Source organism: Agromyces sp. G08B096 (genome assembly GCF_040267705.1).
Lineage (GTDB): Bacteria > Actinomycetota > Actinomycetes > Actinomycetales > Microbacteriaceae > Agromyces.
The window spans coordinates 3,433,047-3,459,659 of the sequence record NZ_CP158374.1 but is presented as its reverse complement, the minus strand read 5'-3'; the positions used below and the strand labels follow the sequence as shown (position 1 = coordinate 3,459,659).

At 72.1% G+C, this 26,613-nt stretch carries 24 protein-coding genes; 14 read left to right on the top strand and 10 right to left on the bottom strand.

Annotation, left to right across the window (positions count from 1 at the left end; all coding sequences use genetic code 11):
- Positions 1-15 precede the first annotated feature (15 nt).
- Both ABIQ69_RS16565 and ABIQ69_RS16560 read left to right on the top strand, forming a co-directional pair.
- Entirely contained in the window at positions 16-684 is a 669-nt protein-coding gene (locus tag ABIQ69_RS16565) for a TetR/AcrR family transcriptional regulator (RefSeq protein ID WP_350348223.1), read from the top strand.
- A gap of 58 nt (positions 685-742) precedes the next feature.
- Positions 743-1,708 carry a DUF389 domain-containing protein gene (locus ABIQ69_RS16560; protein WP_350348222.1) on the top strand — a complete coding sequence of 322 codons (966 nt, stop codon included), beginning with the start codon at positions 743-745 and terminating at the stop codon, positions 1,706-1,708.
- Here ABIQ69_RS16560 and ABIQ69_RS16555 read toward each other — a convergent pair.
- Together ABIQ69_RS16555 and ABIQ69_RS16550 are read right to left on the bottom strand one after the other, a co-directional pair.
- Complete coding sequence (locus ABIQ69_RS16555) at positions 1,692-2,720, bottom strand: DUF2804 domain-containing protein (protein WP_350348221.1); 1,029 nt, start codon at positions 2,718-2,720, stop codon at positions 1,692-1,694. The two genes, ABIQ69_RS16560 and ABIQ69_RS16555, sit on opposite strands and share 17 nt — an antisense overlap.
- Positions 2,721-2,813: 93 nt before the next feature.
- Positions 2,814-5,717, bottom strand: a complete 2,904-nt coding sequence (locus tag ABIQ69_RS16550; protein WP_350348220.1) for an immune inhibitor A domain-containing protein — start codon at positions 5,715-5,717, stop codon at positions 2,814-2,816.
- A gap of 326 nt (positions 5,718-6,043) precedes the next feature.
- On the opposite strand from ABIQ69_RS16550, the gene ABIQ69_RS16545 reads away from it, so the two are divergent.
- Positions 6,044-6,460, top strand: coding sequence for a hypothetical protein (locus ABIQ69_RS16545; protein WP_350348219.1), 417 nt, complete (start codon positions 6,044-6,046; stop codon positions 6,458-6,460).
- Positions 6,461-6,466: 6 nt separating this feature from the next.
- Here the strand turns inward: ABIQ69_RS16545 and ABIQ69_RS16540 are convergent, their stop codons facing one another.
- The 4 genes from ABIQ69_RS16540 to ABIQ69_RS16525 all read right to left on the bottom strand — a co-directional run bounded on the left by ABIQ69_RS16540 (position 6,467) and on the right by ABIQ69_RS16525 (position 10,309).
- Positions 6,467-7,156, bottom strand: a complete 690-nt coding sequence (locus ABIQ69_RS16540; protein ID WP_350348218.1) for an HAD hydrolase-like protein — start codon at positions 7,154-7,156, stop codon at positions 6,467-6,469.
- A gap of 46 nt (positions 7,157-7,202) precedes the next feature.
- Positions 7,203-7,898, bottom strand: a complete 696-nt coding sequence (gene nucS, locus ABIQ69_RS16535) for an endonuclease NucS (protein WP_350348217.1) — start codon at positions 7,896-7,898, stop codon at positions 7,203-7,205.
- A gap of 69 nt (positions 7,899-7,967) precedes the next feature.
- A complete protein-coding gene (locus ABIQ69_RS16530) occupies positions 7,968-9,221 on the bottom strand; it encodes an MFS transporter (protein ID WP_350348216.1) in 1,254 nt (417 codons plus the stop codon).
- A gap of 152 nt (positions 9,222-9,373) precedes the next feature.
- Positions 9,374-10,309 carry a patatin-like phospholipase family protein gene (locus ABIQ69_RS16525; RefSeq protein ID WP_350348215.1) on the bottom strand — a complete coding sequence of 312 codons (936 nt, stop codon included), beginning with the start codon at positions 10,307-10,309 and terminating at the stop codon, positions 9,374-9,376.
- A gap of 450 nt (positions 10,310-10,759) precedes the next feature.
- Between ABIQ69_RS16525 and ABIQ69_RS16520 the strand changes: the two genes are divergently transcribed.
- The 7 genes from ABIQ69_RS16520 (at position 10,760) to ABIQ69_RS16490 (ending at position 18,685) form a co-directional block, all read left to right on the top strand.
- Complete coding sequence (locus ABIQ69_RS16520) at positions 10,760-12,028, top strand: sugar ABC transporter substrate-binding protein (protein ID WP_350348214.1); 1,269 nt, start codon at positions 10,760-10,762, stop codon at positions 12,026-12,028.
- Between the two features lie 4 nt (positions 12,029-12,032).
- Positions 12,033-13,028 carry a sugar ABC transporter permease gene (locus tag ABIQ69_RS16515; RefSeq protein ID WP_350348213.1) on the top strand — a complete coding sequence of 332 codons (996 nt, stop codon included), beginning with the start codon at positions 12,033-12,035 and terminating at the stop codon, positions 13,026-13,028.
- Positions 13,021-13,947 (top strand): carbohydrate ABC transporter permease, encoded by a 927-nt coding sequence (locus tag ABIQ69_RS16510; protein ID WP_350348212.1) that lies wholly within the window; start codon positions 13,021-13,023, stop codon positions 13,945-13,947. Before ABIQ69_RS16515 ends, ABIQ69_RS16510 begins: the two co-directional genes overlap by 8 nt.
- 3 nt (positions 13,948-13,950) lie before the next feature.
- Positions 13,951-15,027 (top strand): LacI family DNA-binding transcriptional regulator, encoded by a 1,077-nt coding sequence (locus tag ABIQ69_RS16505; RefSeq protein ID WP_350348211.1) that lies wholly within the window; start codon positions 13,951-13,953, stop codon positions 15,025-15,027.
- A 134-nt stretch (positions 15,028-15,161) separates the two neighbouring features.
- Entirely contained in the window at positions 15,162-16,346 is a 1,185-nt protein-coding gene (locus tag ABIQ69_RS16500; RefSeq protein ID WP_350348210.1) for a Gfo/Idh/MocA family oxidoreductase, read from the top strand.
- Positions 16,347-16,454: 108 nt separating this feature from the next.
- The gene (gene tdh / locus ABIQ69_RS16495; protein ID WP_350348209.1) at positions 16,455-17,498 is read left to right on the top strand and encodes an L-threonine 3-dehydrogenase; all 1,044 of its coding nucleotides are present in this window, start codon (positions 16,455-16,457) and stop codon (positions 17,496-17,498) included.
- Positions 17,499-17,500: 2 nt separating this feature from the next.
- The gene (locus ABIQ69_RS16490) at positions 17,501-18,685 is read left to right on the top strand and encodes a glycine C-acetyltransferase (protein ID WP_350348208.1); all 1,185 of its coding nucleotides are present in this window, start codon (positions 17,501-17,503) and stop codon (positions 18,683-18,685) included.
- 58 nt (positions 18,686-18,743) lie between these two features.
- On the opposite strand, the gene ABIQ69_RS16485 is transcribed toward ABIQ69_RS16490, so the two are convergent.
- The 3 genes from ABIQ69_RS16485 to ABIQ69_RS16475 form a co-directional block, all read right to left on the bottom strand.
- On the bottom strand, positions 18,744-19,505 hold the full coding sequence (locus ABIQ69_RS16485) for an SDR family NAD(P)-dependent oxidoreductase (RefSeq protein WP_350348207.1): 762 nt from the start codon (positions 19,503-19,505) through the stop codon (positions 18,744-18,746).
- A 117-nt stretch (positions 19,506-19,622) separates the two neighbouring features.
- Complete coding sequence (locus ABIQ69_RS16480; RefSeq protein WP_350348206.1) at positions 19,623-20,270, bottom strand: response regulator transcription factor; 648 nt, start codon at positions 20,268-20,270, stop codon at positions 19,623-19,625.
- The gene (locus ABIQ69_RS16475) at positions 20,267-21,703 is read right to left on the bottom strand and encodes a histidine kinase (RefSeq protein WP_350348205.1); all 1,437 of its coding nucleotides are present in this window, start codon (positions 21,701-21,703) and stop codon (positions 20,267-20,269) included. Before ABIQ69_RS16475 ends, ABIQ69_RS16480 begins: the two co-directional genes overlap by 4 nt.
- A gap of 109 nt (positions 21,704-21,812) precedes the next feature.
- On the opposite strand from ABIQ69_RS16475, the gene ABIQ69_RS16470 reads away from it, so the two are divergent.
- From ABIQ69_RS16470 to ABIQ69_RS16455, 4 genes are all read left to right on the top strand, one after another.
- Positions 21,813-22,454, top strand: coding sequence for a DedA family protein (locus ABIQ69_RS16470; protein ID WP_350348204.1), 642 nt, complete (start codon positions 21,813-21,815; stop codon positions 22,452-22,454).
- 70 nt (positions 22,455-22,524) lie between these two features.
- Complete coding sequence (locus ABIQ69_RS16465) at positions 22,525-23,430, top strand: arginase family protein (RefSeq protein WP_350348203.1); 906 nt, start codon at positions 22,525-22,527, stop codon at positions 23,428-23,430.
- 105 nt (positions 23,431-23,535) lie between these two features.
- Positions 23,536-24,600: a LacI family DNA-binding transcriptional regulator gene (locus tag ABIQ69_RS16460; RefSeq protein ID WP_350348202.1), complete on the top strand. Its 1,065-nt coding sequence runs from the start codon at positions 23,536-23,538 to the stop codon at positions 24,598-24,600.
- A gap of 67 nt (positions 24,601-24,667) precedes the next feature.
- On the top strand, positions 24,668-25,201 hold the full coding sequence (locus ABIQ69_RS16455) for a hypothetical protein (protein ID WP_350348201.1): 534 nt from the start codon (positions 24,668-24,670) through the stop codon (positions 25,199-25,201).
- A gap of 18 nt (positions 25,202-25,219) precedes the next feature.
- On the opposite strand, the gene ABIQ69_RS16450 is transcribed toward ABIQ69_RS16455, so the two are convergent.
- Positions 25,220-26,512, bottom strand: a complete 1,293-nt coding sequence (locus ABIQ69_RS16450) for an MATE family efflux transporter (RefSeq protein WP_350348200.1) — start codon at positions 26,510-26,512, stop codon at positions 25,220-25,222.
- Between the last annotated feature and the right edge of the window lie 101 nt (positions 26,513-26,613).

The window sequence follows — 26,613 nt, the reverse complement described above, 5'->3', positions numbered from 1 at the left end:
ACCCCGAGGAGCACCATGAAACCCGGCCCCCGCCGAAGCATCAGCCAGTCAGAGATCGTCGCCGCGGCGTTCGAGATCCTCGCCGAGCGCGGCTTCGCCGCGGTGTCGGTGCGAGGCGTGGCCGGGGCGCTCGGGCTCACGCCGACGGCGATGTACACGTACTTCCCGGCCAAGCAGGCGCTGCTCACGGCGATGGTCGAGCAGCTGCTCGCAGGCGTCACCGTCTCAGGCGGTGTCACCGTTGACGGCGACACCGACTCAGCCGGTGTCGCCCGCTCGGCGCTCGTCGAGACCGCCGCCGCGCTACGCGTCCGCCTCCGCGCTCACCCCGGAGCAGTCGCGCTCGTCACGAGCGGGCCGCTCGACGGACCGGTCGCCCTCGCGCTGACGGAGGGCCTCGGCGCATCGTTCGTTGCGGCGGGTCTCGACCGCGACGACGCCGCCCGCGCCGCGCACGCCCTGCTCGCCCACGTCCTCGGGCAGGTCGCACTCGAGACCGCCTGGTCGGATGCCCCGGCCGAGCCGGCCTCCGCGACCCTGTGGAGCGACGAGACGAAGCATCCCATCACCGACGCCGGCGCCGCACTGGGGCTGCGCACCGGCGACGAGACCGAGTTCCGCACCGCCGTCGGCCGACTGGTCGACGGATGGCTCGTGCCTGCCGGCATCGCCTCGACGCGCTGAGCGCGGACGCACCGCGCGCCGCTGCGCGCCCCGCGTCCTCGTCGGCGAGACTGGCGCCGTGCTGCACCTCCGCCTCATCGTCCCCGCTGACCTGCGGGACGCCGTCGACGCCATCGTCGCCGACCCCGAGTCCGGCATCTCGAACGTCGTGGTGCTGCCCGGCGCGGCGGTGAGCCCGGCCGGGGACGTCATCATCTGCGACGTCGACCGCGCGCAGGCGAGCGGCGTGCTCGAACGGCTGCACGCGATCGGCCTCGACGAGACGGGCTCGATCACCGCCGAGCAGGTCGACCTCGCGATGTCGCGCCGCGACCGCCGGAACGCCGTCGCCGTGTTCGGCGGTCAGGACGACGCGGTCGTCTGGCAGGAGGTCGAGTCGAGAACGGACGACGAGGTGCGGCTCTCGGCCACGTTCCTCGCCTTCATGAGCGTCGCGACGATGATCGCGGCCGTGGGCGTGGTCATCGACCAGCCGATCCTCATCGTCGGGGCCATGGTCGTCGGACCGGACTTCGGCCCGCTCGCGGCGATCGCCGTCGGCATCGTCCGCCGTCGCCCGCAGGTGGTGTGGCGCTCGACCGGCACGCTGCTCTCCGGGTTCGCATTCGCCATCCTCGTCACGATCGGATTCGTCTTCCTGCTCCGGCTGCTCGGCGTCTTCCCGCCGGACCCGTTCGCGGAGGAGCATCCGCTCACCGAGTTCATCTGGCAGCCCGACGCGCTGAGCTACGTCGTGGCGTTCCTCGCCGGGATCGCCGGGGTGCTCTCGCTCACGTCGGCGAAGTCGGGGGCGCTCATCGGCGTGCTGATCTCGGTGACGACGGTGCCCGCCGCCGGGGCCATCGCGCTCGCGGTGGCGTCGGCGGAATGGGCGCAGGTGGGCACCTCGAGCCTGCAGCTGGTGATCAACCTCACGTCGATCATCATCGGCGGCGTGCTGACGCTCGCCATCCAGCTCGCGGCCGAGCGCGTCGCGGCCGACCGTCGTCGCCGGGTCCGCGTCGACGTCACCAGCGGTTCCTGACGACCTCCGCCCAGCCGAGCAGCGCGTCGACGCTCTGCGACTTGCCGTCGTCGTCGATCACGGTGCCGCAGTACGTGCCGAAGCACTGGTGCGTCTCGGAGTGGATGACGCCGAGCGCCGTCCTCGCGTGGCGGTCGTGGAACGGTGTGAACACGAGGTCGACCCGCTCCCCGGTGATCGTCCAGGGCGCGAGGTGGTCGCCCGGGTCGAAGCGCCAGTCGAGCTCGTCGCCGATCTTGGAGAGCCGCCCGTCGACGGAGAGCGCGTTCTCGGTCGAACCGGTGCCCGCCGTCCACAGGCCGCCGAGCTGCAGTCCGATCCGCACACCGTGCTCGATCCCGGATGCCGCGCCCCAATGCCAGCGCATCGAGTACGGCCAGCGGCCGCGCCCGTGGTCGAGCACCGCCCAGCTCTCGCCGGCGGGCAGCTCGACGCGGTGCCCGTCGACGGCGACGGTGCCGCGCGCGGGCCGCGCGACATCCTTCACCGTGTACTGGAACCGGCGGTCGCTCCACGGCACGACCACGCCGAGCGCCTCGTGCCCGGCCGGCCGCTCCGCGACCACGTCGAGGTCGACGCGGTCGGTCCGAGCCCGGATGCGTGTGCCGCCCTCGATCTCGTCGAGGTCGACCTCGATGCCCGGAACCCGTGCCGTCGCGAGCCCCTTGCCCAGGGTGCCGGGCAGCTCGACGCCACGCGAGAGCGGGGTGACGGCCGACCGGTCGATCTCGGCGCCGGTGCGGCGATCGAGCGCCCACACCTGGCTGAGCGTCGCATAGTCGAGCGTCGCGACGGTGACCGCGACGATGAGCTCGGGCGACGTGATCGCCCAGTACTCCCAGCGCTTGTTGCGCCCCCACGCGGTGCGGCCGTGGCCGATGCCACCGGTGTCGTGCAGCGGATGCCTCGTCCACCCCACCGCGTCGCGGTTCAGCCGCCCGTCGGCGCCGGTGAGCGAGACGGGTGCGGTGAGCTCGCGCTCGGGTGAACGGATGCCTCGGGTCTCGGGCACGACACCTCCTCGGGTCGGCGTCAGCCTACTGCCCGCACGACGGAGGGCCGGAGCCCGCAGGCTCCGGCCCTCCGCCGGTTCAGGCCGTCGGCCTCACTCCGCGCTCGGCGGGGTGATGCTGAACAGCGCGGACGTGTTGCCCTTCATGGCCTTCTTCACCGAGATGACCGTGCCGTAGCCCACGCCCGAGTCGGCCGGGTTGCCCGAGCCGAAGGGCCCGTAGCCGACGTCGACGCCGTCGTACTGCGGCAGGCGGTTGCCCTGCAGGTCGTACAGCGGTGTCGTGTACTGCGCGTTGCCGACCGACGGCACGACCGTCGAGGCGTCACGGTCGCGGTAGTACAGCTGGCCGGTCTGCGGGTTCAGCGCGAAGCCCGGCACCCAGCCCTGGTCGTCGGTGAAGGTGCGCACCGGGTCGAGGGCGGGGATGTCGGTGCAGTACTCGTCGCTCGGGTCGGTCAGGATGAAGCACTCCGTGAAGGGGTACGTCGCCTGCAGACCGAAGGCCGCATTCGAAGACTGCGCCCGCGAGGGCATCGCGTTCATGGTCGACGGGTCGGCCTCGGCCGCCTCACCCGTGCGCTGCAGCGGGTTGAAGTGGCTGTCCACGACGAGCAGACCGCCCTTGGCGCCGTAGCTCGGCAGCGCGGTCTCGTTGGCCGTGATCATGTTCGAGTTGCCGTACGTGGTGTCGCGGTACCAGACGAGCATGCCCGGCGCGTTGTACGCGAGCTTCTCGACCTTCCACGCACCGTCCTGGTAGATGCTGTTGTAGCCGTACTTCAGGCCCTCGTCGAAGCCGTCGAAGTTGCGCCATTCCGCCAGGTAGTACTGCGCCTTCACCGACGTGCCGGTGTCCTGACGCCAGCCGGGGCCGGTGGTCGTCGTGAACGAGGCGACCTCCTTGGTCCAGCCGTTGTCGTCGCCCGACTCGACGTCGTCGCTCCAGACCACGTCCGCACCGCTCGTGACCGCGAGGTCGTCGGTGAACCAGCCGCGGTCCTGGTAGGCGGCGTCCGTCGCGAGCCGCAGGCGCAGCTGCACCGTCGTGCCGGCGTACGGGGTGAGGTCGACGTAGTCGTGACGCCAGCCCTCGCTCGAGCCGGTGAGGCCGTACTGCTTGGGCGCACCCTCGGCGGCGCCGAAGTCGGCCATGCGGCCGTTCGGGTCGGCGTACCCGTCGGGCGTCGACACCTCGGTGCCGTCCTCGGAGAAGACCTTCTGCTCGGTCCAGGTGGTGCCGCCGTCGGTCGAGACCTCGACGTAGCCGTAGTCCCAGTCCTCCTCGATCACGAAGTCGTTCCACATCCAGAACTTCGGCTCGGTGGCGGGGACGTCGATCGTGCGGCCGAGCCGGAGGTCGGCCCAGTCCTGGTCGGCGCCGGTGTACCACATGTGCTCGCCGCTGTGCGGGGTCGCGAGGGTGATCACCTTGTCGGGCAGGTTGATCTTCACGCCGTCCTCGGTGCCCTTGATGGGGCGCGAGTTCTGGCCGACCTTGACGGTGAGCTCGTCGTCGCCGGGGTTCACCTCGAGCGGGTCGGCCCAGCCGAGCACCCACTTGTCCCAGAGGCCCATGTGCGTCGGCATCGACTGGAAGATCGGTCCCGCGTGCGAGCCGGAGCTCATGAGGTCCCAGAAGTCGACGTCGGAGCTGGCCGCGTTGGACGTGTCGTAGAGGTCGGGCAGGCCGAGGTCGTGGCCGTACTCGTGCGCGAACACGCCGACGCCCGAGTCCTCGGGCTGCACGATGTAGTTCGACAGCTTGAGGTCGGTGCCGGGGATGTCGGCGCCGCCGGCGACGGCGGAGGAGTGCGCCCAGATGGCGTACGTGCCCTCGGCCCCGCCGCCGCCCGACTTGTCCTCGCCGGCGTGGACGAGCACGACGTGGTCGATCACGCCGTCGGGCTCGAGCACGTTGCCGTCGCCGTCACGGTCGCCCTGGTCCTCGATGTCGTAGTCGGCCCACGGGAAGTCGGGCTGCGCCTCGGCGAGGGCGCCCACGGCGTCGATCGGGAGCTGGCCCGGGCCGAGCGGGTTGTCGGGGTGGCCCTGCATGTCCTGCATGGGGCCGGCCTCGTACACGCCCTCCTCGTTCAGGTGGCAGACCGTGGCGCCGTAGTACGCCTCGGAGTGGGGCACCTTGATCCAGGGGGTCGCCGCGCCGGTGACCGTGTAGGCGCCGTGCGACATCTCCTCGTACATGTTCTTCATCGTGTAGCCGGAGATGTCGAAGCCGGGCTTCCCGTCAGGGCCGGTCAGGTCGGTGCGCACGCGCTCCGTGATGCCCTCGTCGGTGAAGAGCATCTTGTTGAAGTGCTCCGAGCTGAAGTCGGGCACCCACATCGAGTTGTTGTCCTCGAGCTCGTAGTCGGCGGGGTTCGGGATGTTGTTGTGGAGGGGGCCGTTCTGCACGTCGCCGGGCTTGCACTCGGTGCCGCCCCATTCGGTGGGCACGTAGAGGTCGGAGAAGTCGTCGTTGGCGTTCTCGTCGAACTCCACGAGGATCGTGAGGAGCTTGGCTTCCTGCGTCTCGTCGGCCTGCTTGTAGTTGGGGTCCTTCTTCGGCTTCTTGTGGCCGTGCCCCGTGCCGCGGTTCTCCTGCTTGAGCTCCTTGGGGCTCTTGCCGGTCTCGATCGACTGGCTCTCGAGCATGGCGAGGCCCTCGGCCGCCTGGGGGTTGCCCTGGGCGAACTTCTGGTCGATCGCGGTGGCGGCCTCGAGGGCGGCCGCGGTCTCGTCGGGCGACCCGGTGCCGACGACCTTGTTGCCATTGATGTCGTAGACGGCCTCCTCGTCGCTGCCGACGACGGCTTCGGCCCGCGGGGCCACGTAGTTCATGTAGTACTCGTCGTCCGAGATCACGGGCGCCGCCGGGCGTGACGTCTCCGCCGAGGCCGCGCTCGCGCCGAAGGCCGTGAGGCCGGTGGCGACGAGCGCGATCATCGGGATCGACGCCACCGCGCGCCTGCGCGCGCGCGTGGTGCGATGTGACATTGGTTCTCCCTCCGAGTGTCGTGCGGGGTATCCGCTCGACACGACTGACGTCCGCCGAGTGGACGGACGTAGCAGGCATCCTGCCGGTGACCCCCACTCGGGGGGAAGACCCAACCGCCGATGTTCCGAGGAAGACGCGGGAATCGTGCGCGACGCACAAGGATGCTGCGTGAAGACGAGCGCAGCTCGAAGGCTGTTCGATGAGGATGACTCACTGTTGGAGGATTCCCGTGCGGGGTGCCGGGCTCGTCTGCGTCCGCGACCGCCGCGCTAGCCTGAACCCGGTGCGTCGGGGGAGGCGCCGATCGTTCGAGGGGGAGGACGAGATGCGGAGCAACATCGGATTCGTGGCATCCGTGATCGCTGTCGTGGGGGCGCTCGCGCTCGCCGGATGCACGGCCGGATCGGGAGGCGACGCGACGCCTGAGCCGACCGATGGACGCTCCGACGGGCTGCCCGCGCCGGTCGTCGTGGAGATCGCGGAGCTCGAGGGCACCACGGTCGAAGTGCAGGTCGGCAACGTCATCGACCTCACCGGCGACGACGAGACCTACACGGAGTGGACGGCCGACATCGCAGACGAGTCCATCGTCTCGTTCACGCCCGGCCGTGACGACGGCAGCGCGCAGTTCGATCCGGGGCTGGAGGCGCTCGCCGTCGGCGAGACCGACGTGACCCTCGACAACACCGCGACGGGCGAGTCGGTGGCCTTCACCGTCGAGGTCGTGAACGCCGAGGAGTAGTCCGGGTCAGCCGAGCAGCAGCGAGCGCAGCTGGTCGGCCGAGTGCACCACCGCGAAGGCGTCCTGCGCCTCGGCGGGCGAGCCGTAGCCCCACTCGACGAGGATCGTCGGCACGCCGTTGGCCGCCGCGCCGAGCGTGTCGTAGCCGCGGTCGCCGACCATGACGGCATCGGCCGTGTCGACGCCCTGGGCCTGCAGCCGGCGCAGCGCTTCGGCCACGACGTCGGCCTTCGTGCTGCGCTCCTCGTCCTCGCTCGCGCCGGCGATGACGTCGAAGTACTTCGCGAGCCCCGTGTGCTCGAGGACGAGACGGGCCATCGACTCGGGCTTCGAGGTCGCGAGGGCGATCGGCATGCCCGCAGCGTGCAGCCGCTCGAGGACGCCGGCGACGCCCGGGAACACGGGCGAGGCGAGCAGGTGCTCGTCGTAGTGGTCACGGTAGACGTGCAGCGCCTCCCACGCGTCCGCGTCGGTGAAGCCCGCGGTCATGCGCAGGCTGTCGAGCAGGGGCGGGCCGACGTACGAGCGCAGCGTCTCGTCGTCGGGCACGGGCAGGCCCATCGTGACGAACATGTGCGCGAGGGAGTTCGTGATCTCCGTCTCCGAGTCGACGATGGTGCCGTCGAGGTCGAAGAGCACGGCCGTCCAGGTGCGCGCGGGCGCCTGGGCCGTTCGGGTGGGAAGCGTCGAGGTCACCGTGACATCCTAGGCGCACGAATCCCGAGCACCGCTCAGGAAACGGTCAGAACAACCGCGCGTGGCCGCCCTCGATGCCCCGCATCGCGTCGTAATCGAGCACCACGCAGCGGATGCCCCGGTCCTCGGCGAGCGTGCGCGCCTGCGGCTTGATCTCCTGCGCGGCGAAGACCCCGGTGACGGGTGCGAGCAGCGGGTCGCGGTTCATCAGCTCGAGGTAGCGGGTGAGCTGCTCCACGCCGTCGATGTCGCCGCGGCGCTTCAGCTCGACGGCGACGCTCGCGCCCGAGGCATCCGTCGCCAGGATGTCGACCGGGCCGATCGCCGTCATGTACTCGCGGCGCACCAGTCGGTAGCCGTCGCCGAGCAGTTCGATCTGCTCGGCGAGCAGCTGCTGCAGGTGCGACTCCACGCCGTCCTTCACCAGACCGGGGTCGACGCCGAGATCGTGATTGGAGTCGTGCAGCACCTCGTGGATCGAGACGACGAGGCGGTCGGCCGTCTTCTTGTGCGTGACGGTCCAGACCTCGGAGATGCCGGCGGCACGCTGCTCCTCGTCGGGCTCGGAGGTCGCGAGCGTGCACGGCGGGCTCATCCAGTTCAGCGGCTTGTAGCTGCCGCCGTCGGAGTGCACGAGGAGGCTTCCGTCGCCCTTGACCATGAGCAGCCGGGTCGCGAGCGGCAGATGCGCCGAGAGGCGCCCCGCGTAGTCGACGGAGCAGCGGGCGATGACGAGACGCACCGTTCGAGTCTAGGACGCGCCGGCGACCCGCCTGCTCAGTCGACCCGCCCGCTCACGCGACCCCCCCGCTCAGCCGAGGCGCCGCGAGTGCTCGCGGGCCGCGGGGGCGAGCAGGCCCGCCACGACCATGAGCCCCATGAGCACGAGCAGCGCGTTCAGCAGCCCGTAGTGCTCGCCGAGGAAGCCGAGCAGCGGCGGGCCGGCGAGGAAGGCGCAGTAGCCGATGATCGCGACCGCGGAGACGCGCGCCGCCGACCGGTGCGGGTGATCGGCCGCGGCCGACATGCCGACCGGGAAGCCGAGCGAGCAGCCGACCGCCCAGAGGGCCGTGCCGATGACGATCATCCAGGGCTCGGTGCCGAAGATGAACAGGCCGAGGCCGACCACGCCCGTCGCCGACAGCACGCGCAGCACGGCAACCCGGCCGAACCGGTCGAGCACGGGACCGCCGAGCACGCGGGCGACCGTCATCGAGATGGTGAAGACGGTGAAGACCATCGCGCCCGTGGTCTGGTCGTAGCCGTGCCCGTCGACCGCGGCGAGGGCGATCCAGTCGTTCGCGCTGCCCTCGGCGAACGACATGCTGAGCATGATCGCGCCGATGAGCAGGAGTCCGGGGTCGGCCCAGACCGACAGGCTCTCGCGGACCCGCTCGCGCCACGGGCGGCGCGGGGCGGAGGCATCCGCCCGCTGCTGCGCGACCGAGTCGGAGGAGTCGCGGGGCACGAACCGCACGGCGATGCCGACCGCGACCGCGATCAGCACCGCGACGGCGCCGAGGTGCCAGATGACGGCGAGGTCGATGGCCGAGGCGACCACGGCGAGACCGGCGCCCGCGACCGTGCCGAAGCTGAAGAAGGCGTGCATGAGCGGCATGAGCGTCTTGCCGATCTCCTTCTCGGCCATCGCCCCGTCGACGTTCATCATGACGTCGACGGCGCCGTTGCCGAACCCGAAGAGCACGAGCCCGATGACGACCAGCGGCACCGAGGGCACCACCGAGCCGCCGAGTCCGATGAGCACGAGCCCCACCGAGACGGTGCCGAGCATGGCCGTCTCGCCGATGCGCGTGCCCCACCTCGCGAGCACGAGCGGGGCGACGACGAGACCGACGATGGAGCCGATCGACATGCTGAGGATGACGAGGCCCACGCCCTGCGTCGAGAGATCGGTGAAGTCGCGGACGGCGGGGATGCGCGCCACCCAGCTGGCCATGCTGAGCCCGCTGAGGAAGAACACCGCGAAGACCGCGTTGCGCCAGGCGCGTGCGCCGTGCGGCGCCCGCGACGGCCGGCCGGCTCGCTCGGTTCCGCGGTCGCTCACGGCGTCCACGCTATCGACGGATGCCTCGTGCGCCATCGTGTGCTCCTCGCTGAGGTGGTCGGGGTGGGCTGAAGAAGGTGGCTCGAATCGATTCGACTCGAATCGATTCGATCGTAGCGCTCGACCGCGGCCGCGTCGAGCGCCATTCGCCCTCAGGCCCAGAATCGGGCCAGCCGCCCCGCCAGCGCCTCACCCTGCGCGAATCCGGCGCGTGCCGCGTCGGGCCGAAGCGAGAGGTCCATCGCGTTCGCGCCGAACAGGCGCTCGGCGTCCGGCGAGGGCGTGACGGTCTCCACGCGACTGCCCTGCGCGCGAAGCTCGTCGACCTGGGCCGCGAGGTCGGTGCCCCATTCCGCCGGCGCGAAGGAGCGTCCTCCGAACGGCGACAGCACGAGTACGCGCCCGTACCCCGCCGCGAGGTCGGCGTTCTCCGCGTTGCGCCGGTAGCCGCCGTCGACGTACCGGCGGTCGCCGATCCGGTACGCGAACCCGCTCGAGCAGCTGGCGGCCACCGCGTCGGCGAGCTCCACGCCGCTCAGCCGGTCGAACACCACCGGTTCGGCCCGCTCGGCGTCGACCGCCGTGATGAGCACGGCGCGTTCGGGCCAGTCCGGCCGTGGCAGCCGGGCCGCGACCGTGGCGCGCCACCGGGCCTGCAGCTCGGCGTCCGCGGATCCGGGCCGGTCGAGCGCGGCGGCGCACATCCGGTGGCGCAGGTCATCCGCGTCGCGCGCCGCCGCCACGGTCGCGGTCATCCGGTCGATGTGGTCGGCCGCGGCCTGCACGCGACCTGCCGAGCCCGGGCGCCCGGCCCGGCCGGGCGGGACGGCGGCGACGGTCGCGGCGAACAGGTCGGCCGGGCTCGCGCCGGCGAACTGGGCCGCGGCCGTCGATCCGGCCGAGGTGCCGATCGTGAGATCCGCGGAGGTGACGTCGAGGCCGGCTGCGTGCAAGCCGGCGACGACGCCGATCAGCCAGGCGTTGCCGGTGGATCCGCCGCCGCCGAGGACGAGCGCGCGCTCACCGGCGGGGATGCGTCCGGCCGCGTCGATCTGCGGACGAGGAGGAAGGGAAGGGGTGCGGTCCATGGGAGTCGCCTTTCGAGGGATGCCGATGCGGCGCTCCCGGCGACGACTACTTCGGCCGCACGATCGTGGACGACTGGGGAGCACCCACTGCTGCTGCGTTCATGGGTCTCACCTCCTGTCGACGGGTCACGATCTGCAGGACGCTAGCAGGCGTCGACGCGACCGGCAAACGGCAGCGCGCTGCTCGGCTGCCGACGGGCGGCTCGGGCTGGAACGGATTTCGCGCATCGGGAGCTCCGTTCGCGCACTCGGACTGCGCGCGGGGCATCGCCGCGATCACGCGCCACGGCGGCCGGCCGGGTCTCTCGGACCCGTGGAATCGCGCAGTCGGCGTGCACGCCGGGCATCGGATCCGATGCTTGCGCGTCCGCCGGGGGCGCAGATATCTTGCCGTGCTAAACGATTAACATGATCGTGAGCGGCATCCGCCATCACCGACGAAGGAGTCACATGCGCCACGTCCCACAGCGCCGCCTCGCCGCGGCCATCGCCGTCTCAGGTGCCAGCCTGCTCGTGCTCGCCGGCTGCGCCGGCGGAGCCGACGCCGAGGCCGGCGGCGACGTCACGCTCACCTACGCCATCTGGGATCAGAACCAGCAGCCCGCGATGGAGCAGATCGCCGACGCGTTCACCGAGGAGCACCCGAACGTCGAGATCGAGATCCAGCTGACGCCGTACAAGGAGTACTTCACCAAGCTGCAGACGGCCGTGTCCGGCGGCTCGGCGGCCGACGTGTTCTGGATGAACGGCCCCAACTTCCAGCTCTACGCCGGGAACGGCGTGATCGCCCCGCTCGGCGACGACGCGCTCGACCCCGCCGACTACCCGCAGGGCCTCATCGACCTCTACACCTTCGACGGCGAGCTCTACGGCGCCCCGAAGGACTTCGACACCGTCGCGCTCTGGTACAACACCGAACTGTTCGACGCCGCTGGCGTGGAGTACCCCTCCGCCGGCTGGACCTGGGACGACCTGAAGGCCGCCGCCGCGAAGCTCACCGACCCGGCGACCGGCCAGTACGGCATCGCCGCGAGCCAGTACGGCCAGGAGAACTACTACAACTCCATCGCCCAGGCGGGCGGCGAGGTCATCTCCGCCGACGGCACGACCACCGGCTACGACAGCCCCGAGGCGCTCGCCGGCATCGAGCTCTGGACCGATCTCATCGAGGCCGGCTCGTCGCCCACCGCGCAGCAGATGACCGACACCAACCCCGAGGACTTCTTCCTGTCGGGCAAGGTCGCGATGTTCCAGAACGGCTCGTGGGCGGCCATCGCCTACGCCGACAACCCCGACATCGCCGAGAAGGTGAACGTCGCACCGCTCGCCGCGGGCCCCGACGGCAACCAGAGCGTGATCCACGGCGTCGCGAACGTCGCCAACGCCAAGAGCGCCCACCTCGACCTGGCGAAGGAGTTCGCCGCGTTCGCGAGCTCCGAGGAGGCCGCCAAGATCCAGGCCGAGACCGGCACCGTCATCCCGGCGTTCACCGGCACCCAGCAGGCCTGGGTCGACGCGCTGCCGCAGTACGACCTGCAGGTCTACATCGACGCGCTCGAGACCGCCGTGCCCTACCCGGTCTCGAAGAACACCAGCGCATGGACCTCGATCGAGAGCGAGATCCTCTCCCAGGTGTGGGCGGGCACCGTCACCCCCGAGGACGGTCTGGCCCAGCTCGCCGACGAGATGCAGGCGGCGCTCGACGCCGAGTCGGAGTGATCGCATGACCGACCTGATCGCGCAGCGCACCGCGGCGCCGATCACCGAGCTCGACCGGGAGCGGCCCGCGGCCGCTCCCGGCCGGCCCGGCGGCCGCGGGCGACGACGCGGCGGAGGGCGCCGCGGGCCCGGCCAGTCCGCCTGGTGGGCCGTGCTGTTCATCGGCCCGACCGCACTCGGCCTGCTCGCGTTCTACCTGTGGCCGACGGTGCGCACCCTCATCCTGTCGTTCACGAAGTCGGGTCCGTTCGGTGGCTCGGAGTTCGTCGGTTTCGAGAACTACGCGCGCCTGTTCCAGGACCCCGAGCTCATCGGCGCGCTCCGGAACAGCGCGATCTACACCGTCATCGCGCTCGTCGGCATCCCGATCGCCGTCGCGATCGCCGCGTTGCTGAACACCGCAGGCCTGCGCGGCCGGAGCGTCTACCGCACCCTCTACTTCATCCCCGTCGTGACGATGCCCGCCGCCATCGCGCTCGTCTGGCGCATGATCTACAACGGCGACTACGGCGTGCTCAACGAGGTGCTCGGCCTGGTCGGCATCGACGGCCGCAGCTGGCTCACCGATCCGAGCACTGCGCTCGTCTCGATCGCGGTCGTCGGCATCTGGGCGGGCCTCGGCACCAACATCGTCATCTTCCTGGCGGGCCTGCAGGGCATCCCCGACACCGTGATGGAGGCGGCCGACCTCGACGGCGCAGGCCCGGTGCGGAAGTTCTTCTCGATCACCATTCCGCTGCTCAGCCCCTCGATCTTCTTCGTGAGCGTGATCAGCGTGATCGGCGCGCTGCAGGTGTTCGACCTCGTCTACATGATGCTCGGCCGCAGCAACCCCGCCATGCCGAACACCCGCACCATCGTCTACCTGTTCTACGAGGCCGGCTTCCTCGACAACGAGCGCGGCTACGCGGCGGCGATCGCGTTCCTGCTGCTGCTGATCATCCTCGTGCTCACGGTCGTGCAGTTCCGGCTCCAGAAGAAGTGGGTGCACTATGAGTGACCTCTCCCTCGACACGCGCGCGATGACCGGTGCGGCGACCGGGGAGGGCCGCAGAGGCCGGCGCGGGGCATCCGCCGGCCGTGCGCGCCGCCCGGGCCGCCGCACCGGGCGCGGCCACTGGCTCGTCCACCTGCTGCTCGCCGCCGGCGCGATCGTGATGGTCTTCCCCTTCATCTGGCAGACCCTCACGGCGTTCAAGACCTTCCAGGACTCGGCGCAGGTGCCGCCGATCGTGCTCCCCGACCCGTGGGTGTTCACGAACTTCGCCGAGGTCTTCGACTCGATGCCGTTCGCGCAGATGTTCCTGAACTCGGTGCTGCTCACCGTCGGTCGCACCGTCGGCCAGGTCGTGCTCTGCACGATGGCGGGCTACGCGTTCGCGCGCATCCCGTTCCGGGGCCGCAACGTCGTGTTCGTGCTGTTCCTCTCGGTGCTGATGGTGCCGTCGCAGCTCTACCTGCTGCCGCAGTACGAGATCATCCAGTCACTCGGCTGGCTGAACACCCTGCAGGCGCTCATCGTGCCGGGCATCTTCAGCGCCTTCGGCACCTTCCTGATGCGGCAGTTCTTCATGTCGATGCCGGCCGAGCTCGAGGAGGCGGCGCGCATCGACGGCGCGAACCCGTGGCAGACGTTCTGGCGCATCATGGTGCCGCTCGCGAAGCCCGGCATCGTCGCCCTCACGGTGTTCACGGTGCTGTGGTCGTGGAACGACCTACTGTGGCCGCTCGTGGTGACGACCGACCCGGCCAGGATGCCGCTGTCGGTCGGCCTGTCGCAGCTCGTCGGCCTGCACGGCACTGACTACCCTGTGCTCATGGCGGGCGCCCTGCTCGCGACGCTGCCGATGCTCGTCACCTTCATGATCCTGCAGCGGCAGTTCATCCAGGGCATCGCGTTCTCGGGGACGAAGGGGTGACGGATGCCACGCACCAGTGACGCCGTCGCTCGAGGCAACGGCCGCCGGCGGCCCACGCTCCGCATGGTCGCCGAGCTCGCGGGGGTGTCGACCGCGACGGTGTCGTACGTCTTCTCCGGTCGGTCGGGCTCCGACGGTCCCGGCGTCGCCGAGGAGACCGCGAAGCGGGTGCTCGACGCCGCCGAGCGGCTGAACTACCGGCCGAACAGCGCCGCGCGCGCGATGCGCACGGGGCGCAGCGGCATGGTGCAGCTCTCGCTGCACATGCTGAGCGACCCGTGGTCGCTCGCGGTCGCCGACGCCGTGAACGCGGAGGCGAACCGGCACGGGCTGACGACGCTCATCCTCGCCGACGGCGACTGGCACACGGCGCTCGACCGGGTCGAATCGGATGTCGCCTACCTCGATGCGGCCGGCGCAGACGGGGACGCGCGGGTGAAGCTCGCCGACCTCGTCGACCGCGGCCAGCGGCTCGTCGTCTTCTCCGAGACGCTCGAGCCCGAGGGCTACGACGTGATCCGCTCGGACGCGATCCCGGGCTGCTACCTCGCGATGGATCACCTCCTCGAGCGGCACACCGCGATCGGATGCCTCGCCGCGGCCGGCGCCGTCGCGGGGGCCGAGCGCGGCGTCACGCGCGTGACGCCGTACCTCGAGCGGATGCGGGAGCACGGTCTCCGCGCCGACCCGCGGTGGACGGCGGCCTTCGCCGACACGCAGGCGAGCGCGTTCTCGGCCGCAGTCGAGCTCCTCTCTGCGCCCGAGCGGCCGACGGCGATCTACGCGACGACGGACTTCGCGGCGATCGCGGCCATCAACGCGGCGCACATGCTCGGGTTGCGGGTGCCGCACGATGTCGCGGTCGTGGGCGTCGGCAACACCCCCGACGCCCGGCTCGTCGCGCCGACGCTCACGACCGTCGGCCCCACCGACTTCTACGACCGCCAGGCGCGCATCATCGTCGGGCGCGCGCTCGACCCCGAGCCCTCGGGCGGGCAGCTGCACGAGTTCCCGTGGTCGCTCTTCCCGGGGGCATCCACCGACCTCGACGCACCGCCCGCCGCCCGCCGGCCGGCCTGACCGGCGCCGCCGGCCAGACCGGGTGCCGGCTCGCCCGCGGCTCGCCCCGGTGCCGGCTCGCCGGTCGCCCGGGGTCGTCCGGCCCCCGACGCCCGCGGCATCCTCTCCACCACCAGCTGTAAGGAGCACCACCAGTGGACCTCAAGATCGGCATCGTCGGCTTCGGCGCACGTGCCAGCCTGCGTCGCGAGACGCACCGACCGGGCGAAGGCTCGCGCGTCGTCGCCGTCTGCGACCTCGACGAGCGCGCCCGCGCCGCCGCGGCGGCCGAGTACCCCGACGCGCTCGTCACCGACTCGCTCGACGAGCTGCTCGCGGCCGGCCTCGACGCCGTCATGGTGCTGACGCCCGACGACACCCACGCCCGCATCGCGATCGCGGCGCTCGAGGCCGGCGTCGCGGTGTTCTGCGAGAAGCCGCTCGCGATCGACCTCGCCGACGCCGATGCCATCCTCGAGACCGCGCGGCGCACGGGCACCCGACTCTACGTCGGCCACAACATGCGCCACATGCCGGTGGTCGCCCTCATGCGCCGCCTCATCCTCGAGGGCCGCATCGGCGAGGTGAAAGCCGTCTGGTGCCGGCACTTCGTCGGCAACGGCGGCGACTACTACTTCAAGGACTGGCACGCCGACCGGCGCCGCACCACCGGCCTCCTGCTGCAGAAGGGCGCCCACGACCTCGACGTCATCCACTGGCTCGCCGGCGCGTACACCGACCGGGTCGCGGCCATGGGGTCGCTCAGCGTCTACGGCGACATCGCCGACCGGCGCGACCGCAGCGGAGAACGGATGCCCGACTGGTTCAGCCTCGACAACTGGCCGCCCGCCTCGATGACCGGGCTCAACCCCGTCATCGACGTCGAGGACGTCTCCATGGTGAACCTGCACCTCGCGAACGGCGTGCTCGCCTCCTACCAGCAGTGCCACTTCGCGCCCGACTATTGGCGCAACTACACCGTCATCGGCACCGAGGGGCGCATCGAGAACCTCGGCGACACGGCCGGCAGCGAGGTGCGGCTCTGGAACCGGCGCCACCACGGCGCCGCGCCCGCGGACGAGACGTTCATCGTCCCCGAGGTCGCCGACGCCGGGCACGAGGGTGCCGACGCGCTGCTCATCGCCGAGTTCCTCCGCTTCGTCCGCGACGGCGGTCTCACCGAGACCTCGCCCGTCGCCGCACGCGAGGCCGTCGCGGCCGGCATCCTCGCCACCACCTCGCTCCGCGGCGACGGGTCGGCGCTCGCGGTCCCTCAGCTCGACCCCGACCTCGTCGCCTACTTCGAGCGCGGCCAGGTCGAGGCATCCGTGCCCGCCTGACCGGCGACCCGCGCGTCGGTACGATGGCTGAGTCATCCGGCGCACCCACCGGACCACCCGCATGAGCCGCCGCACCCAGTGGCTCGTGCTCTGAACGACGAGGTATCGATGAAGGCCCTCTTCAAGCCCGCCCCCGGCGCGGGGTTCGAGTTCGTGGACCGCCCGGAGCCGGAGCCCGGCCCGGCGGACGTGAAGATCCGGGTGCTGCGCACCGGCATCTGCGGCACCGACCTGCACATCGAGCAGTGGGACGACTGGGCCGCGTCGACCATCCGCACGCCGCTCGTCGCCGGCCACGAGTTCGCCGGCGAGGTCGTCGAGGTCGGCCCGCTCGTGCACGACGTCGAGGTCGGCGACCTGGTCTCCGGCGAGGGGCACATCGTCTGCGGCATGTGCCGCAACTGCCGCGCCGGCCGCCGGCAGATGTGCATCCGCACCCTCGGCCTCGGCCTGCACCGCGACGGCGCCTTCGCCGAGTACGTGGTGATCCCCGGCGAGAACGTCTGGGTGCACCACGCGCCGGTCGAGCCCGAGGTCGCGGCGATCTTCGACCCCTTCGGCAACGCCGTGCACACGGCCCTGTCGTTCTCGGTCGTCGGCGAAGACGTGCTCGTCACCGGCTGCGGCCCCATCGGGCTCATGTCGATCGCCGTCGCCCGCCACGTGGGCGCCCGGTTCATCGTCGCGACGGATGTCTCGCCCGCCCGGCTCGCCCTCGCCGAGCGCATGGGCGCCGACGCCGCGGTCGACGTGCGCAGCGAGGACCTGCACGACGTGCAGCGCCGGCTCGGCATGCGCGAGGGGTTCGACGTCGGCTTCGAGATGAGCGGGGCGCCGAAGGCGCTGCCGCAGATGATCGACAACATGAACCACGGCGGCCGCATCGCCCTGCTCGGCCTGCCGAGCGAGCCGTTCGAGATCGACTGGGGCAAAGTCGTCACCCACATGCTGACTCTGAAGGGCATCTACGGCCGCGAGATGTTCGAGACCTGGAACTCGATGAGCGCGATGCTGCAGACCAGCGACGTGCTCCGCGAGCGGGTGGCCTCCATCATCTCCGATCGCTTCGCGGCGCGAGACTGGCGCGCCGCCTTCGACGCCGCCGAGTCCGGCGGCGTCGGCAAAGTCATCCTCGACTGGACGGAGGTCTGAGCATGTACGGATCGGTGAAGGAGCAGCTGCGAGCCGAGCTCGACGAGATCGAGGCGGCCGGCCTCACCAAACGAGAGCGCGGCATCGTCGGCCCGCAGTCGTCGGAGGTCGAGGTCGCCGGCCAGGAGGTGCTCAACTTCTGCGCCAACAACTACCTCGGACTCGCCAACGACCCGCGCATCGTGGCGGCGGCGCACCGCGGCCTCGACGAGTGGGGCTACGGCATGGCGAGCGTGCGGTTCATCTGCGGCACGCAGACCCAGCACCTCGAGCTCGAACGCAAGGTCGCCGACTTCCTCGGCTACGACGACACGATCCTCTTCTCGTCGTGCTTCGACGCGAACGGCGGCGTCTTCGAGGTGCTGTTCGGGCCCGAGGACGCGATCATCTCGGACGAGCTGAACCACGCGTCGATCATCGACGGCATCCGGCTCTCGAAGGCGCGCCGCTTCCGCTACCGCAATCGCGATCTTGCCGACCTCGAGGCGAAGCTGCAGGAGGCCGCCGACGCCCGCCGCCGCGTCATCGTCACCGACGGCGTGTTCTCGATGGACGGCTACCTCGCGCCCCTCGCAGAGATCTGCGACCTCGCCGACCGCTACGACGCGCTCGTCTTCGTCGACGACTCCCACGCCGTCGGGTTCGTCGGCGAGCACGGCCGCGGCACCCCCGAGGCGTGCGGCGTCGAGGGCCGGGTCGACATCACGACCGGCACGTTCGGCAAGGCGCTGGGCGGGGCATCCGGCGGATACGTCGCAGCCCGTCAGGAAATCGTCGACCTCCTCCGCCAGCGCGCCCGCCCGTACCTGTTCTCCAACACGCTGGCGCCGGCGATCGTCGCCGGCACGCTGCAGGCACTCGACCTGCTCGCCGGGTCGGGCGAGCTGCGCGAGCGGCTGAAGGCGAACGCGGCGCTGTTCCGCGAGCTGATGGATGCCTCCGGCTTCGAGCTGCTCCCCGGCGAGCACGCCATCGTGCCGGTCATGTTCGGCGACGCCGCCGTGACCGCCCGCATCGCCGACGCCCTGCAGCGGCGCGGCGTCTACGTCACCGCGTTCTCGTACCCGGTGGTGCCGAAGGGACTCGCACGCATCCGCGTCCAGCTCTCGGCCGCGCACACCGAAGACGAGATCCGCCGGTGCGTCGAGGCGTTCGCCGCGGCGCGCGACGAGGTGCTCGGGGGCTGAGCGGAACCGGCGTCGGTGCACGCCGCGGCGGGGCGGCCAGCGCCCGCGGTCGCCCGGGTCAGCGCCCGCGCTCGCCGACGCGGGCGGTGATGCGTGCCGGCAGGAGTCCGGCGAGCCCGACGAGCAGGCGGTACCGCAGCGACGGCACCGACACGGCCTTGCCGCGCGCCGCATCACGGAGTCCCTCGGCGACGACGGCGCGCGCGTCGAGCCACATCCAGCCGGGGATGCCCTCTTCGCCCGGCGGCAGCCCCATGCGCTCGTGGAAGCTCGTGTGCGTGAAGCCGGGGCAGACGGCCGTGGTGGTGACGCCCTCCGCACCGTAGCGGTCGTTCGCCCAGCGGCTGAACGAGATCAGCCAGCCCTTGCACGCGCCGTACGTCGAGCGCGGGATGAACCCGGCGACCGACGCGACGTTGATGATGCGCCCGTGGCCGCGTGCGAGCATCGGGCCGTACGCGGCGTGCATGAGCCGGAGCGGCGCCTCGACGTGCAGCCCGAGGTGGCGGACCTCGTCGTCGACGTCGTTCCGGGCGAAGTCGAGCGGCAGGCCGAAGCCGGCGTTGTTCACGAGCACCTCGACGGGGCGGGCGGCATCCGCCACCCTCGCGACCACGCGATCGCGGTCGGTCGGGTCGAGGAGGTCTGCGGGGAGCACCTCGACGTCGACGCCGAAGCGGTCGCGGACGGAGGCGGCGACCTGCTCGAGCGCCTCACGGTCGCGGGCGACGAGGACGAGGTCGGCGCCCTTGGCGGCGAGCTGCCGGGCGAACTCGGCGCCGAGCCCCGAGCTGGCGCCGGTGATGAGGGCGGTGGTCATGCGGTCAGCCTAGGGCGCGTGAGCCCGCCCGATCGCGTCCGAACGGGGGGCGGACGGGTGCGGGTGACCGACGGATGCGGGTGACCGACGGGTGCGTGAGTGACGAGACGCCGTCGGTCACTCCGGGACGAGGCCGGCGCGGTGCGCGACGACGGCGGCCTCGACCCGGTTGCGGGCGCCGAGCTTCAGGAGGATCGCGCTGACGTGTCCCTTGACGGTGCCCTCGACGAGGTGCAGCCGGTCGCCGATCTCGGCGTTCGACGCTCCGTTGCCGAGGAGGGCGAGCACGTCGCGTTCCCGAGCGGTGAGCGAGGCGACGGCCGCCCGCGCGTCGCGGCTGGGTGCGGCGTCGAGGTACGGGGCGATCACCCGGCGGGTGATCTCGGGCGAGAGGTAGGCGCCGCCGGCGGCGACCGCCTTGACCCCGGCGATCAGCTCGCGCGGGTCTGCGGCCTTCAGGAGGAACCCGAGCGCGCCGCCGCCGAGCGCGCGCTCGACGTAGTCGTCCTCTCCGAATGTGGTGAGCATGACGACTCGGGTGTCGGGCACGGTCGCGGCGAGCTCGGCGGCCGCGGCCAGGCCGTCGACGCCGGGCATCCGGATGTCGAGCACGGCGACGTCGGGCCGGTGCCTGCGGGCCCCGGCGATCGCCTCCCGCCCGTCGACGGCTTCGAAGACGACCTCGATGCCGGGATCCGACTGGAGGATCGAGCGCACGCCGACCCGGATCATGGCCTCGTCGTCGGCGATCAGCACCCGGATCACGGCGCCTCCCCGAGCGCGGTCTTCTCGACGAGCACGCCCTCCCGGAAGCAGAGGCGGTACGTCGCATCGGTGAAGTGCAGCCACCCGTCGCGGGCGGCGTAGTACTCGCAGTCGGCCCCGTCGGGCGCTGACGGTTCGGCGACGACGGGGGCGGGGGCGGGAAGCCCGGCGGGGAGCACCCCGGAGAGCTCGGACCGCGGCGTGCCGAGGTCGATGCGGTCGTACGTCGCCGACGAGATCGCGGTCTGCGTGACCGTGACCGCCTGCACCACCACGAATCCGGCGAGCGCGAGCGCGAGGATCAGCCCCGGCACGACGGAGGCCTGCAGCGCTCGGCGCCGGACCGCTCGCGCGTTCGACCGCAGCGCCGGGTCGGCGGGCTCGGCGGCGCGTGATCCGGTCGGCGCCGGTCGCGCCGGGGCATGCAGCCGGAGCAGGAAGCCGTCGTCGGCAGGCCCGGCGTCGAGGCTCGCACCGAGGGCGTCTGCGCGGCGGCGGAGGCTCGGGATGCCGTGGCCGGCACCTGGCCCGCCCAGTACCTCGGCGTGTGCTGGAGCGTCGAGCGTGCCCGGCTCGGGCATGGCAGCCGAGCGCACCGAGAGGATGAACCCGCCGCCGGGGTCGGCAACCAGCTCGACGTCGACCGCGGCCCCGGCAGCGTGCCGGGCGGAGTTCGTCAGCCCTTCCCGGAGCGTCCGGGCCGCGAGCTCGGCGAGCAGCGGATGCGCCTCCGCGAGCACGCGTCGGTCGAGCTCGGCGCGGACCGTCATGCCGGCGTCGCGCGCCCCGGCCACGAGCGCGTCGAGGTCGACTCCGCCGGCCGGGGTCAGCCGGCTGGGGCCGTCGGGACGAGTCATCCGGACCACGTCGCGAAGGCGCCCGCTCGCCCGCACGGCGGCCTCCCGGAGCTCGCGGAACTGCTCGCGCTGGTCGTGCGCCAGCTCCGGTGACAGCTCAAGCGCTCCGGCCTGCACGGCGATCAGCGCGAGCTCGTGGCCGATGGTGTCGTGCAGATCGTCGGCGATGCGCGCGCGCTCCTCTTCCTGTGCCCGCTCGGCGAGGACCGCGGCGTCCGACTCCCGCTGCTCGGCGCGCAGGAATCGGTATCGCCCGACCCACCACGGCGCGACCACGGCGAGCAGCGCGATGAGCACGCTCACCAGCCAGTCGCCGAGCGGGGCGCCGTCGGGAAGGAGGAACGACGTCGGGAGCAACGCCGCCAGCATCAGCGTGAAGGTGAGCACGGCGGGAGCGAGCGTCGGCAGGCGTCGCCCGGCGACGTATCCGGCGACGGCCGCGGGCACCACCAGCAGGACGACGGCGGAGTCGCCCCAGCGCGCGACGGGGAGCGTCGTCGCGGTCGCGGCGGCGAGGAGGGCGACCCCGACCGCGACCGGCATCCCCCGACGGTCGGGGTCGACGCGCTGCTGCATCCCTCCATCGTAGGAACGAGGAGGTGCGCGCACCCCCGACGAAGGTCAGGGGTGGGCCCTGACCTCGGGGTGATGTGCGGCCCCGTGCTCCGCTCGTAGCGTCGCCGACATGGACCTGATCGCGCAGCTGACCGACCTCGTGACCGACCTCGCGGCCTCCCCGTGGGTGTACGCGGTCGTGATCGCCGTGTGCGTGATCGACGGCTTCTTCCCGCCGGTGCCGAGCGAGACGGTGGTCGTCGGCGCGGCGACCGTCTCCGTGGCGACCGGCGAGCCGAACCTCGTGCTCCTCATCGCCGCGGCAGCGGTGGGTGCGATCCTGGGCGACAACATCGCGTACCAGCTCGGCCGGGGGCTCGGAACGACGCGGTTCCGGTGGATGCGCAGGGGCCGCGTCGCGTCCACCATCGCCTGGGCGCGCCGCGGTCTCGATCGTCGCGGCGCCCTCCTCATCTTCACGGCGCGGTACATCCCCGTCGGACGCATCGCCGTGAACGCCACGGCGGGCGCGACCGGCTACCCGCTCGCCCGCTTCCTGCCGCTCTCGATCGCGGCGGGCGTCGCGTGGGCGGCCTATTCGGCGCTGTTCGGCATCGTCGCCGGGCACTGGCTGCACGACCAGCCGCTGCTCGCGATCGTGCTCGCCGTCGTCGTGGCGGCCGTGGTCGGGGCGATCGTGGACGCCGTGCTCCGGCGCATCATGTCGCGTGGGGCGCCGACGCCGGTCGCGAGCGCGGCCGCCGACGGATGACCCGGCCGCCCGTCAGGGGTGGCCCGTTCGGGCTGCCGATGCTTGACTGACGGGGACGAGGGGGGCGTTCATGAAGATCACGGTGCTCGGGGTCCCGAGCAGTTCCGGGGCGTACTGCGTCGGGGTGGAGCGCGCGCCGGGCGTGCTGCGTGACGCCGGGCTCGTCACGGCCCTGGCGGCCGGCGGCGACGACGTGGTCGACGCGGGCGACCTCACGACCCGGCTGTGGTCGCCAGACCGCGAGCGTCCCTTCGTGCAGAACCTCGACGAGGAGGTGGAAGCGCTCGACGAGCTCGCAGGTGCCGCGGCGCCGCTCCTCGCCGACGGCGATCGGTTGCTCGTGCTCGGCGGGAGCTGCACGGCCGCACTCGGGTTGTGCGCCGCAGTCGCCCGGTCGGGGCGGCGACCGCGCCTCGTCTACGTCGACCGCCATTTCGACCTCAACACGCCCGCGTCGACCACGGACGGCTCGTTGAGCTGGATGGGCATGGCCCATGCCCTCGGTCTGCCGGGGGCCGCGCACGAACTCGTCGCAGCCGCAGGCGGCCCTGGTCTCCTCGCCCCCGAGGACCTCGTGTACCTCGGTGTCGACCCGACCGGGGGCACCGACTGGGAGCGCGCGCAGGTCCAGGCGCTCGGCATCCGCGTGGTGCCGCAGTCGGAGCTCTCCGGGCAGCCGGCGGCCGCGGCCGCGGCGGCCCTCGACGCACTGTCGCCTGGCGCGTTCGTCGTTCACCTCGACGTCGACGTCCTCGACTTCCTCGACGCCCCGATCGCCGAGAACCTCAACGGCCGCAACAGCGGGCCGTCGCTCGCCCAGCTGGAGCCCGCGCTGCGCACGCTGTGGCGGCATCCGGACTGCCTGGGCATGTCGATCGGCCAGCTCGACCCGGCGCACGCGCGCGCCGACGAGACCGCGATCCCCAGGCTGGTCGACGTGCTCCGCGCCGCGGTGTCGGCGCACGGCGCTGAGTGATCGATCGGCGGACGGGAGCCAAGCTCGAATCGATTCGAGCCGGATGACCTACAATCGGGCGTGTCGGCGACCGCCGACGGCCGCCGCCCCGAGGAGCGACCAGCCATGTCCCGTGAGTCCGCGCCGAGGCATCCCACCCTCGCCGACGTCGCCGCGAAGGCGGGCGTCTCCGGGTCGACGGCGTCGCTCGCGTTCAGCGGGTCGGGCCCGGTTTCGGATGCCACGAAGGAGCGCGTGCTCGCCGCCGCAGCCGAGCTGGGGTACGCCGGCCCCGACCCTCGAGCCAGGTCGCTCCGCCGCGGCCGATCCGGCATCGTCGGCGTCGTGCTCGAGGAGCGCGTGCGCGCGGCCTTCCTCGACCCCGTGAAGATCCGCACGCTCGACGGCATCGCCGAGGGCATCGCACCCCTCGGCGCGGGCCTGCTGCTCCTGCCCGACCTCGGCGAGGGCGACTCGACGGTGTCGATCGAGTCGGCGCCCGTCGACGCGGTCGTCCTGCTCTGGTGCGGGCTGCGGAGCGCCCAGTCGGTCGAGGCGCTGCGCAGTCGCGGCATCCCGACCGTCGCGATCGAGTGCGCCGTCGGCGGCGGCATCCCGCGCATCACGATCGATAACCTCGAGGCGACCCGTCGCGGAGCCGAGTACCTGCGCGAGCTCGGGCACGAGCGCGTCGCGGTGGTGGCCCTGCCGCTCGACACCGTGCGGACGCGCGGCCCGGTGACGGCCGAGGCCCTCGCCGGGGCGACGAACGAGGTCACCCTCGAACGCCTCGCGGGCGCGCGGGAGGTCTACCCCGACGCCCCCGCGGTGGAAACGGCGGCGAGCTCCATCGAGGAAGGGCGGGTCGCCGGGCTCGCGCTGCTCGACGTCGCGCCCGGCGAGCGGCCCACGGCCGTCATCGCCCAGTCCGACCTGCTCGCCGCCGGCGTCATCCAGGCCGCGGAGGAACTCGGCATCGACGTGCCGGGGGAGCTCAGCGTCATCGGGTTCGACGGCATCCGCGTCGACGGGCTGCAGCACGACCTCACGACGCTCGATCAGCCGTCCGCGGCGAAGGGACGCGCCGCCGGCGAGGCCGTGGTGCGGCTGCTCGCCGGCGAGGAGCCCGAGTCGGTCGCGTTCACGAGCACGCTGCACATCGGCGACACGACGGCCCGCGTCGCCGGCTGACGCCGCAGGCTCGCACCTCCCGAACCGGGGCTGGTAGTCAGTTCCCGCACGGGGTAACGTCCGGTTCATGCTGACGCCGACGTTGGTGCTCGACGATCTCTTCGACCCGGCGAAGGGCTGGCCCTTCTCGGCCAATCAGGTGCCGCTGACTCGGCGCGCGGCCCCCGACGGCAATCCGTTCTACCACCTCGTCGTCGACGGCATCGAGCTGCAGGTCGCCGAGAAGAAGGAGTGGGAGGACGGGGTCACCTCGCGGGTCGCGCCGACCCGGCTCGTCGTGCTCGCCTACATCATGGGTGTCACGATCACCGATGCGACCGTGTTCGCGAGCGCGAACGCCGACACGTTCGGTCTCCCGGCCCTCGGCATCGACGGCGATGGGGACGTGACGATCGCGGCCGCCATCCCGTTCGAGGACGGCTTCCCGCTCGACCTGCTCCGGAAACAACTCATGGTGTGCATCGGCCTCGTGGTCGAGACGACCGCCGGCCTGCTCCTCGTCTGGAACACTCCGGACGACGCCAGGCAGCGGGTGGACTGGGAGGCGGCCGCCCGTGTCGCCGGAGTCGCGGGGCAGTTCCTCCGCGCGTTCCTCGACTGACCTCGCCGTGCGGGGCGGTCACGCCGCGCCGGTCACCATCCACACGGCGCCCCGCGCACGGAACGCGAGCGTCACCGCGCGGGCCGCGAGGTATCCGATCACGAAGGCACCGGTCACGAGCGCCAGCGAGACGGATGCCTCGACGTCGCCGAAGGTCGACCGCCACACGGCGAGCACGGCCAGCGGCACGTAGGCGGCGAGGTTCAGGAGTCCGGTCCAGGCGAGGTATCTCGCGTCGCCGGCGCCGATGAGCACGCCGTCGAGCACGAACACGAGGCCGCCGAGCGGTGCTGACAGGCCGAGCACGACGAGGGCGGGCGGCAGAAGCGCGGCGACCGTCGCGGACGACGTGAAGACGCCGGGCAGCACCCACGCCGTGGCGATGACGACCAGGCCGAGCACGGCGCCCGCGCCGACGCCCCACTGCACGCATCGGCGCAGCACCTGGCGGACCGCAGTGACGTCGCCCGCGCCGAGATCGCGGCCGATGAGTGCCTGCGCCGCGATCGCGAGCGCGTCCAGCGCGAACCCGAGCGTGAAGTACAGCGAGATGACCACCTGGTACGCGGCGAGCTCGTCGGGGCCGAGCGCCGTCGCCGACCAGGTCGCGAAGAGCAGCGCCGCCCGCAGGCTTGCGGTCCGCAGGAACAGCCAGCCCCCCGACGCCGCGCCGCGCAGCAGTCCGGCCCGGTGCGGTCTCGGATTCGCCCCGGTCCGCCGCACGTGGCGCGCGATCACCACGAGATACACCGCCACCATGGCCCACTGGGCGACGACGGTGCCGAGCGCGGACCCCGCGAGCCCGAGCCCGGCGACGTAGATGAAGACGAAGTTCAACGCGATGTTCGCGCCGAAGCCGACGCCGGCGACCCAGAGCGGGGTGCGCGTGTCCTGCAGCCCCCGCAGCAGCCCGGTCGCCGCGAATACGACGAGCATGGCCGGCAGTCCGGCCATCGAGATCGACAGGTAGACGGATGCCTCGTCCGCGACGGCCTCCGACGCGCCGAAGACCCCGACGAGCCAGGGCGACGCCAGCCAGCCGGCGACGGCGAGCACGATGCCGAGCCCGAGCGCGAGCCAGAGCCCGTCGACGCCCGCGGTGACCGCCCCGCGCTCGTCGCCGGCGCCGAGGCGCCGTGCGACCGCCGGGGTCGTCGCGTAGGCGAGGAACACCATGAGCCCGATGATCGTCTGCAGCACGGCGCTCGCGAGTCCGAGCCCGGCGAGCGGCTCGGCGCCGAGGTGGCCGACCATGGCGGTGTCGGCGAGCAGGAACAGGGGCTCGGCGATGAGCGCGCCGAGCGCGGGCACGGCGAGGCGCAGGATGTCTCGGTCGACGGCGCCGATGCGCCGCCGGGGAACGGTGGTGTCGATGCTTCGAGCCTAGGCGGGACCTCCGATGCGGCGGGCGC

What these genes read in the sequence shown, in the direction of transcription:
- ABIQ69_RS16485 (WP_350348207.1), bottom strand. Translation starts at nt 19,505, where the DNA reads ATGACCACCGCCCTCATCACCGGCGCCAGCTCGGGGCTCGGCGCCGAG.
- ABIQ69_RS16455 (WP_350348201.1), top strand. Translation starts at nt 24,668, where the DNA reads ATGCTGACGCCGACGTTGGTGCTCGACGATCTCTTCGACCCGGCGAAG.
- ABIQ69_RS16510 (WP_350348212.1), top strand. Translation starts at nt 13,021, where the DNA reads ATGAGTGACCTCTCCCTCGACACGCGCGCGATGACCGGTGCGGCGACC.
- ABIQ69_RS16470 (WP_350348204.1), top strand. Translation starts at nt 21,813, where the DNA reads ATGGACCTGATCGCGCAGCTGACCGACCTCGTGACCGACCTCGCGGCC.
- ABIQ69_RS16545 (WP_350348219.1), top strand. Translation starts at nt 6,044, where the DNA reads ATGCGGAGCAACATCGGATTCGTGGCATCCGTGATCGCTGTCGTGGGG.
- ABIQ69_RS16520 (WP_350348214.1), top strand. Translation starts at nt 10,760, where the DNA reads ATGCGCCACGTCCCACAGCGCCGCCTCGCCGCGGCCATCGCCGTCTCA.
- ABIQ69_RS16515 (WP_350348213.1), top strand. Translation starts at nt 12,033, where the DNA reads ATGACCGACCTGATCGCGCAGCGCACCGCGGCGCCGATCACCGAGCTC.
- ABIQ69_RS16475 (WP_350348205.1), bottom strand. Translation starts at nt 21,703, where the DNA reads ATGCAGCAGCGCGTCGACCCCGACCGTCGGGGGATGCCGGTCGCGGTC.
- ABIQ69_RS16565 (WP_350348223.1), top strand. Translation starts at nt 16, where the DNA reads ATGAAACCCGGCCCCCGCCGAAGCATCAGCCAGTCAGAGATCGTCGCC.
- ABIQ69_RS16525 (WP_350348215.1), bottom strand. Translation starts at nt 10,309, where the DNA reads ATGGACCGCACCCCTTCCCTTCCTCCTCGTCCGCAGATCGACGCGGCC.
- ABIQ69_RS16460 (WP_350348202.1), top strand. Translation starts at nt 23,536, where the DNA reads ATGTCCCGTGAGTCCGCGCCGAGGCATCCCACCCTCGCCGACGTCGCC.
- ABIQ69_RS16490 (WP_350348208.1), top strand. Translation starts at nt 17,501, where the DNA reads ATGTACGGATCGGTGAAGGAGCAGCTGCGAGCCGAGCTCGACGAGATC.
- ABIQ69_RS16465 (WP_350348203.1), top strand. Translation starts at nt 22,525, where the DNA reads ATGAAGATCACGGTGCTCGGGGTCCCGAGCAGTTCCGGGGCGTACTGC.
- tdh (WP_350348209.1), top strand. Translation starts at nt 16,455, where the DNA reads ATGAAGGCCCTCTTCAAGCCCGCCCCCGGCGCGGGGTTCGAGTTCGTG.
- ABIQ69_RS16550 (WP_350348220.1), bottom strand. Translation starts at nt 5,717, where the DNA reads ATGTCACATCGCACCACGCGCGCGCGCAGGCGCGCGGTGGCGTCGATC.
- ABIQ69_RS16505 (WP_350348211.1), top strand. Translation starts at nt 13,951, where the DNA reads ATGCCACGCACCAGTGACGCCGTCGCTCGAGGCAACGGCCGCCGGCGG.